Here is an 8,447-nt window from a genome sequence, read left to right on the forward strand (position 1 = left end):
GGCTAACCTACGGCTAACCTACTACCCAGTGGTCGTAAACTTATGCATGTTGGTTGTCTTTGCTAGCAGTTTACGCCAGCCTCAAACAATCATTGAACGTCTAGCTCGACTTCAAGAACCTGACCTTGCCCAAAGTGGTGTTATGTATACGCGGAAAGTAACCAAAGTTTGGTGTCTATTTTTCGTTATAAACGGCTCAATTGCGCTCTATACGTGTTTCCAATCACTTGAGGTTTGGACTCTTTACAACGGCCTAATTAGTTACCTTCTAGCTGGCTCACTATTTTCGATTGAGTGGCTAGTTAGACAAAAAGTACGTCAAAGCGAATAACTATGAATACCCTTCCTTTTCAGTGTGTATCACTCAGCAATGTCATGATAAATGACCGAGCCCCACAGTCCCTGGTTGCTTTTAATACGACAACTCAACATTCTTGGTCAGATTTCACCGAAAAAGTTAAGGCTCTATCATCTCGCCTCAAAGACAGCTCAGAAGCTAGCGTTGCTATTTGCGCGCAAGACAGCTATTTGTTCGCCATCGCCTTTTTTGCCTGTACTCAAACCCGCAAACAGATCGTTCTGCCGGGAAATTATCAACCTTCAGCATTAGTTGAATTATCAGAACATTTCGGCTTGCTACTACACGATGTTGCGGTTAAACCAATTTCGGGAAGAGCCAGTATAGCTCTTGAGACACTAATCAGCAGCGATTCAAATACGGGAAAAACAGTAGACTTTACATTAAATGACATCGCGTTAGATGACCTTTCAGTCACTCTGTTTACCTCGGGGTCCAGCGGTACACCTAAAGCCATTCATAAGTCACTTCATCAGTTAAACGTCGAGATCGAACAACTTGAACAGCAATGGGGACCAAGCCTTCGAGGAGCATGTGTGCACAGCACTGTCTCCCAACAACACATCTATGGCTTACTGTTTAGATTACTATGGCCACTATGCGCCGGACGTGCTTTTTCGTGCCACAATTTAGAATATCCAGAGCAAGTCATGAATATCGCAGATGAAAGTAATGTGCTGATTAGCAGCCCTGCCCTTTTAAAGCGTATGAGTGATGACTTTGATACTCGACCGATGAGAATGGTATTTTCCTCAGGTGGACCACTGCATTACGATAGTGCTCAGCAAGCTCAAGCTCTATTCGACACTTTACCTTTTGAAGTTTTCGGCAGTACTGAGACTGGTGGTATAGCGTTTCGCCAACAACATTCAGAACATGAACCTTGGGCGCTGTTCAACTGTATCGAAGCCCAGTTAAATGCTGAGAATTGCTTGCGCCTAAAGTCACCATACTTAAATGATAACCACTGGTACCAAACCGCGGATGAATGCGAGTTTATCGATGACAAGCGATTTCATCTCAAAGGCAGAACCGACAGAGTTATCAAAATCGAAGAGAAACGAATCTCTCTTGTTGAAGTAGAGAAACGTCTCGAAGACCTACAGTGGATTGCAGAGTGTGTGGCCATTCCTTACACTCAAGAGCAACGGCTCACCTTAGCTGCTATTTTGGTACTATCTAGTGAAGGTAAGGCTAAGTTAAATGAGCTAGGTAAAGGTAAGTTTTGGTTATTACTACGTACCGAATTGCGCGAGTGGCTGGAGCCTATTGCAATCCCAAGGCGCTACCGCCTTTGTAACGAAATCCCTCTAAATAGCCAAGGTAAGCGTTTAATGTCTGAGATAGAACAGATACTTTCCGTTTAAATTAAACAAACTTAGCCGTTCTATGCTACCAACAATTTGAATAACGATATTATGCAAAAGAGAAAACCCACATTACTGGCACACCAACAAAGTGACCAAGGTGTTCTGCTTCAGCTACGTGTTGATGAGGATATTTTGGACTTTACTGGACACTTTAAAGCATTCCCTATCTTACCCGGTGTGACCCAAATTGATTGGGCGATCCATTACGCCAATAAGTTCTTGAATGTACCCACTGGCTTTAAAGGCATGGAAGTCATTAAATTTCAGGAGCCTATACTGCCCAATTCGATCATTAGTCTGGATTTAATGTGGGACAGTGAAAAACAAAAGCTGTCATTTAACTATTTATCAAATGACGCAACGCGCGAAGAACCGGTCGTTAAGCACTCCTCAGGAAAAATGAAGTTGGGGAACAAAGGTGAATAAGGCTCACACTGCAATATCTCAAAGCAGTGAAACAGAAAGAGCCCAATATCAAGCCTGCTTTTTGATCCCCTGCTACAACCACGGCTCAACCGTACAATCTGTTATCCAATCTCTACAATGCTTTGGACTACCAGTCATACTCATTGATGACGGCAGCGATGAAAATACAAAACTTTGCTTAGCTGACGCTGAAAAGCTAGACAAGGTGTCATTGGTTACATTACCAGAAAACCAGGGCAAAGGAAGCGCTGTTAAGGCTGGTATTCGCAAAGCACATGAACTCGGTTGTACTCATGCAATCCAAATTGATGCTGATGGCCAGCATGATCTGGAAGCCTTACCAAAATTAATGACAATGTCTGAACAAAACCCGGATGATGTTATTTCAGGCCGCCCTATTTATGATGACAGCGTACCAAAGTCACGTTTATACGGTCGCTATATCACACACGTTTGGGTATGGATCGAAACGCTTTCCTTATCGATTCGTGACAGCATGTGCGGCTTTCGAGCATACCCTGTTGTTAAAACTCTAGAGACTATTAACCGCTACAATATTGGGTCTCGCATGGATTTTGACACCGAGATATTGGTTCGAATGTATTGGGATGATTGCGAAACTCAATTTGTCGAAACACGAGTAATCTACCCTGAAGGGGGAATTTCTCACTTTGACGCCTTGTGGGACAACGTAAAAATAAGTTGGATGCACACACGCTTGTTTTTCGGAATGTTACCTAGGATTCCGAAACTGACGTTACGTAATCGAAAAAAACGAATGCTGAGAAAACAGCAGCCACAAGCTCATTGGTCTAAAACGCGAGAGAGTGGAACCGTATTAGGTATCAAACTGCTACTCAGTATTTATTCGCTGCTTGGCCGTAATGTATTTAACGTCATTCTCAAAGGGGTAATGGGCTATTACCACCTGACTAGCACTCAAGCAAAAAGTGCATCAGAGCAATACTTGCAACGAATCAAAGGTCACGCTCATAGCCAGGGTATTGAACTCCCTAAAGACTTAACAACGTATCGCCACCTACTTTCTTTTGGCCACACTATCCTAGATAAGTTAGCCGCTTGGAAAGGAGACTATTCAGTTAAGAACCTTACCATACATGGCCAAGAGCACTTTGACGGCATTACTGAACGTAAAGAGGGCGTGGTTATTTTAGGTTCACACCTTGGCAATATTGAATTGTGCCGAGCGTTAAGCCGTAGGCACTCTCACATAAAAATCAATGCCCTTGTATTCACTGAACACGCAGAGCAGTTTAACGCAGTGATGAAAGCGGTGAACCCGAGTTCTGAGTTGAATTTAATTCAAGTGAATCAAATGGGTCCAGATACCGCTATTTTACTACAACAGAAGCTGGAACAAGGCGAGTGGATTGTCATTGTCGGAGACAGAACGTCTACCAGTAAAGAAAGCCGTTCAGTATGGGCTGATTTTTTAGGTAAAAGCGCACCCTTCCCACAGGGCCCATTTATGTTAGCATCCGTTTTAAAAGCACCGGTATTTTTGCTCTTTGGCCTAAGGGATGATGAGCAAAAAGAACCACATTTTAATGTCCATTTTGAACATTTCAGTGACAAAATCATCCTACCAAGAAAAGTGCGGCAACAAGCTCTTCAACAAGTTGTTCAGCAATATGCAGATAGGTTGGAACATTACGCACTGAAAGCACCACTCCAGTGGTATAACTTTTTTAATTTTTGGAATTTAAGTAGCCAGCACCATGACAACAACTCAAAAAAATAATATTACCTTCGGTGCTGAGCGCCTGACGATTGAAGATGTCGTTGCGATATCTCAGGGCGCATCGGCAAGCATGAACCAAGACCCAGAATTTACTGGAAAAATAGACCGTGGTGTCGCTTTCTTAGAGCGCCTACTGAAAGAAGAAGGCGTGATCTACGGCGTTACAACGGGATACGGCGACTCATGTACTGTCGCGATTCCACCTGAACTTGTTGATGAATTGCCACTGCACCTAACGCGTTTTCATGGCTGTGGGCTAGGAGAAATTCTTGATCACGAACAAGCTCGAGCGGTACTTGCAACGCGACTATGCTCGCTATCTCAAGGGGTTTCAGGCGTAACACATGACTTACTAAACCAAATAGTAACGCTAATTAACCACGATATTTCACCACGGATTCCTCAAGAAGGTTCTGTTGGCGCCAGTGGTGACCTGACTCCTCTTTCTTATTTGGCCGCAGCTCTTATTGGCGAGCGCGACGTCATTTATAAAGGCGAAGTGCGCCCAACGGCGGAAGTATTTTCAGAGCTGAACATTGAGCCAATCAAGCTTAAGCCTAAAGAAGGCTTAGCACTAATGAATGGCACCTCAGTAATGACTGCGTTGGCATGTATCGCCTACAAACGTGCAGAGTATTTATCCCAGCTATCTACAAAAATCACAGCGATGGTCTCTGTCGGAATGCATGGCAATGATTTCCACTTCGATGAAACATTGTTTGCTGTTAAGCCTCACCCAGGTCAACAACAGGTTGCCGCTTGGCTACGTGATGACTTGCAAGCAGAACGCCCACCACGCAACAGTGACCGCTTACAAGACCGTTATTCTTTGCGTTGCGCCCCACACGTTATTGGCGTTGTTCAAGACTCTCTACCTTGGCTTCGCCAAATGATAGAAAATGAGCTAAACAGTGCCAATGACAACCCAATCATCGATGGCGACAACGAGCGAGTACTGCACGGTGGTCACTTCTACGGTGGTCACATTGCAATGGCGATGGACACCTTGAAAACGGCCGTAGCTAACCTAGCTGACCTACTTGATCGTCAAATGGCTCAGCTTATGGATTACAAATTTAACAATGGATTGCCGTTTAACCTAACGGGTGCTGAAGGCGAACGCAAACCTATCAATCATGGTTTTAAAGCGGTTCAAATTGGTATTTCAGCTTGGACAGCCGAGGCTCTGAAACATACGATGCCAGCAAGCGTCTTCTCTCGCTCAACAGAGTGTCATAACCAAGATAAAGTGAGTATGGGTACGATAGCGGCTCGTGACTGCCTACGAGTTTTGGAGCTTACAGAACAAGTTGCGGCAGCCTCTTTGCTCGCGAGTACACAAGCAATTGAGCTACGTAAGCGCCACAAAGAGCTAGATGAGCACCATATGAGTGATAACTTGAAACAGATACGTGATGCGGTACTGGAAGATTTCGAGTTTGTTGTTGAAGATCGCCCATTAGAAGCCGACCTTCGCCACTTCATCGCAGAAATTCGAGCTCAGCGTTGGCCGCTTTACTAACCCGTTTAGCTGATAAAGCTTTCTCAAATCGATCTCTAACTAATCGCTCTTTTGTTTAAAACAGTTTAAAGGAAAGAGCTTAAGGCAAAGAATGTCAGATATCCGTTATCACATTGAATCTAATATTGAATTAGTGACTTCATTTCAAGACGCCGACCCTATGGGTGTCATATACCACGGTAATTACTTCCGATTTTTCGAGGAAGCTCGTCGCGTGCTAATGGAGAAGCTTCAATATAACTACCTTGAGATGAAGGATTCTGGCTATATGTGGCCAGTTATCGACACGCGAGTAAAATACGTTAAAGCCATTCCGTTCAATCACGCAATAAAAGTGTCTGCGCGATTAACTGAATGGGAAAACCGCTTGCGAGTCGACTACCAGATCCACGACGCACAAACAGGTGCTCGCATGTGTAAAGCGCACACGACTCAGGTTGCCGTGGAGATGGAAAAAGAAGAAATGTGTTTTGTATCTCCAAAAGTTTTTACGGATAAAGTCGAATATTGGCAGCAGCATGGCTGCTTACAAGTTCAAGAGGCACCAACTCAATGTACGGCGACACAAAAGGTTATTAGACATGGTGAGTAAATCATTCCGTACTACTGCGTTCGCTTGCCTTTTAGCTATGGTTCCACTCAGTTCGTTAGCAAGTAGCCAACAGCAAACTTCAGTACCCTCTGAAACTTTTAGCCAGTTAAATGATGTGCAACAAGCTCTTGCAAGTCACAGCTTAGTTCGAGGGGAGTTTACCCAAACCCGAAACATGGAAATGTTTTCTCAGCCTTTAACCTCAAAAGGGCGCTTTCTACTCGACAAAGAGAATGGATTACTTTGGGATCAAACAGCACCTTTTCCCGTGAAACTCGTATTAACAAAAGATAAACTCAGCCAAAAATTTGCAGACCAAACTCCGCAAATTATCACCGCGAAGGAAAACCCGATGGCTTTCTATTTTAGCCATATTTTCTTATCTGTTTTTCATGGTGATACGGAGCAGCTCAAGCAACAATTTGATTTAATCTTTTCTCCTAGCCAAGACACGCATAATCAGTGGGAGCTCAAGCTATCACCAAAAGCGGCACCATTAAGTTCGGTGTTCAACAACATTATTCTTGTTGGTAACTCGGATATTGAAAAAATAACGCTAGAAGAAGTACGTGGCGACAGTACTGTCATTGAATTTACCAACCAAACTCACCTACCGGAAGCTTTGACTCATGCTGAAAAAGCGCAGTTCCAGTTCTAAATTAGCGCTCATTTGGCTAGTCGTTGTCGTTTTCTTTAGTGGGTTGTTAGCTAAACAGTTCCTATTTTCAGCTGTATCCCCAATTGAAACCAACATCTTAAAACTGCTGCCTGAAAATCGTCAAAACCCTATTTCAGAGCAAGCTTTTCAGCAAGTTGCAGATAACATGAGTAATCAAGTCGTGTTTGTCGTTAGCAATCCTGATGCAAAACAAGCTATTACAGCAGCAAAGTCATTCGAAAGTAAGTTAAATAAACTCAGCTTATTTAACGAAATCCAAGGTAAAATCAGTAAAGATAAACAATCCAAATGGGCTGAATTTTATTTCAACCATCGTGCTCAGCTATTAACTAAAGCCCAAATTGATGAGCTAACAACTCAACCCCAAAATCGAGTTCAATACGTACTTCAATCACTGTATAACCCCTTTTTAGGCGTGACCTCTAGCGAGCTAGATCAAGACCCATTTCTTCTATTTCGTGATTTTTTAGCTGACTTAACCTCAAAGTCTGGAAACTTCAACCTGGTTGACGGTTACCTTACAACCACTAAATCAGAAACAACCCATGTGCTAATTACTGGTGAATTAAAAGGTTCCCCTTACCAATTATCATCACAGAGACAATTACCAAAACTCATAGACATTGAGAACGAAGTTACCACTCAGTACGGGGGTGACATTATTCACACTGGAGTGATCTTTTATGCCGATTACGGCACACAAAGCGCAAAGTCTGAAGTTAGTACTATTGGCCTTGGGTCATTAATAGGCGTAGTCCTACTTATTCTGATCGTATTTCGCTCTGCCCTACCCTTATCTTTAGCAATTCTATCGATCAGCTCGGGGTTGCTGGTTGCACTCGCTGCAACAATTGCAATATTTGGAAAGGTGCACCTTTTCAGCCTAGTTTTTGGAGCTAGCCTAATTGGCGTTTCGATTGACTATGCGTTCCACTACCTAACCGACCGCCTAGCAGCAGGTAAGCATTGGAACAGCCAGCAAGGACTTAAACACATATTTATTGCAATCACTCTCGGGTTAGTTACAAGTTTGATTGGATATTTAGGTTTACTTATCGCTCCCTTCCCAGGGTTACAACAACTTGCACTATTCTCTGCAATTGGTTTGTTTTCAGCCTATGCGAGCGTTGTCTGTTGGTACCCAATATTGGCGCAATCTCCAAGCCAATCCGCTTCTATGCCCGCAGAAAAGTTATGGGAAAAATGGCTATCCCTTTGGAAAAAACCAAAGTTTACTATCAGCTTGCCATTACTCGTATTACTGCTTGGTGTACTTGGCTTATCACAAGCGACTTACGATGATGACATTCGTCAGTTGCAAGCAATGCCACAATCACTTAAAAACCAAGAAACAAAAATCGCTGAGCTTTCCGGTGTCAGTAACTCTCAACAAATGCTGTTACTTACCGCAGATAGCGAGCAAAAATTGCTTGAAAAGCTAACGCTCACTACAGATCAGCTTCAGCTTTTAGCTAACCAAAAAATTGTCACCGGGCATCAGAGCATCGATCAATACCTGCCAACAATCGAACGGCAACAACTGAACTATCGCTTGCTGACAAAACTGTACCAAGACCAAGGGCCAGCACTTCAAAGTACACTTGGTTGGCAGCGCACTCCATCACTGACAGATTTTAATCCAATTTCAGTTGAAAGCTTTTTGGCTTCTCAAGTTTCAGAGCCCATACGCTTTTTATGGCTAGAACAGATAAACAATCAATATGCTTCGGTCATCATG

The 8,447-nt window shown here is 43.3% G+C and carries 8 protein-coding genes; all 8 read left to right on the forward strand.

All coding sequences use genetic code 11. The features are described from left to right. Positions 1–331: COG4648 family protein (locus L4C33_RS16990; protein WP_489686445.1), on the forward strand; the 331-nt coding region annotated here is incomplete at its 5' end. Between the two features lie 2 nt (positions 332–333). Continuing rightward, a complete protein-coding gene (locus L4C33_RS16995; RefSeq protein ID WP_428813599.1) occupies positions 334–1,725 on the forward strand; it encodes an AMP-binding protein in 1,392 nt (463 codons plus the stop codon). Positions 1,726–1,776: 51 nt separating this feature from the next. After that, positions 1,777–2,154, forward strand: coding sequence for an ApeI family dehydratase (locus L4C33_RS17000; RefSeq protein ID WP_428813600.1), 378 nt, complete (start codon positions 1,777–1,779; stop codon positions 2,152–2,154). Then, on the forward strand, positions 2,147–3,916 hold the full coding sequence (locus L4C33_RS17005; protein ID WP_428813601.1) for a glycosyltransferase family 2 protein: 1,770 nt from the start codon (positions 2,147–2,149) through the stop codon (positions 3,914–3,916). Before L4C33_RS17000 ends, L4C33_RS17005 begins: the two co-directional genes overlap by 8 nt. Continuing rightward, complete coding sequence (locus tag L4C33_RS17010) at positions 3,894–5,438, forward strand: HAL/PAL/TAL family ammonia-lyase (protein ID WP_428813602.1); 1,545 nt, start codon at positions 3,894–3,896, stop codon at positions 5,436–5,438. The genes L4C33_RS17005 and L4C33_RS17010 overlap by 23 nt, the downstream gene beginning before the upstream one ends. A gap of 91 nt (positions 5,439–5,529) precedes the next feature. Beyond that, positions 5,530–6,030, forward strand: coding sequence for an acyl-CoA thioesterase (locus L4C33_RS17015; protein ID WP_428813603.1), 501 nt, complete (start codon positions 5,530–5,532; stop codon positions 6,028–6,030). Then, positions 6,020–6,688 (forward strand): LolA family protein, encoded by a 669-nt coding sequence (locus L4C33_RS17020; RefSeq protein WP_428813604.1) that lies wholly within the window; start codon positions 6,020–6,022, stop codon positions 6,686–6,688. Before L4C33_RS17015 ends, L4C33_RS17020 begins: the two co-directional genes overlap by 11 nt. After that, a partial coding sequence (locus L4C33_RS17025) for an MMPL family transporter (RefSeq protein ID WP_428813605.1) occupies positions 6,660–8,447 on the forward strand: 1,788 nt, incomplete at its 3' end. The genes L4C33_RS17020 and L4C33_RS17025, both read left to right, overlap by 29 nt.

The organism is Vibrio makurazakiensis, assembly GCF_050337375.1.
GTDB classification, from domain to species: Bacteria; Pseudomonadota; Gammaproteobacteria; order Enterobacterales; family Vibrionaceae; genus Vibrio; species Vibrio makurazakiensis.

What these genes read in the sequence shown, in the direction of transcription:
- L4C33_RS16995 (WP_428813599.1), top strand. Translation starts at nt 334, where the DNA reads ATGAATACCCTTCCTTTTCAGTGTGTATCACTCAGCAATGTCATGATA.
- L4C33_RS17020 (WP_428813604.1), top strand. Translation starts at nt 6,020, where the DNA reads ATGGTGAGTAAATCATTCCGTACTACTGCGTTCGCTTGCCTTTTAGCT.
- L4C33_RS17000 (WP_428813600.1), top strand. Translation starts at nt 1,777, where the DNA reads ATGCAAAAGAGAAAACCCACATTACTGGCACACCAACAAAGTGACCAA.
- L4C33_RS17015 (WP_428813603.1), top strand. Translation starts at nt 5,530, where the DNA reads ATGTCAGATATCCGTTATCACATTGAATCTAATATTGAATTAGTGACT.
- L4C33_RS17010 (WP_428813602.1), top strand. Translation starts at nt 3,894, where the DNA reads ATGACAACAACTCAAAAAAATAATATTACCTTCGGTGCTGAGCGCCTG.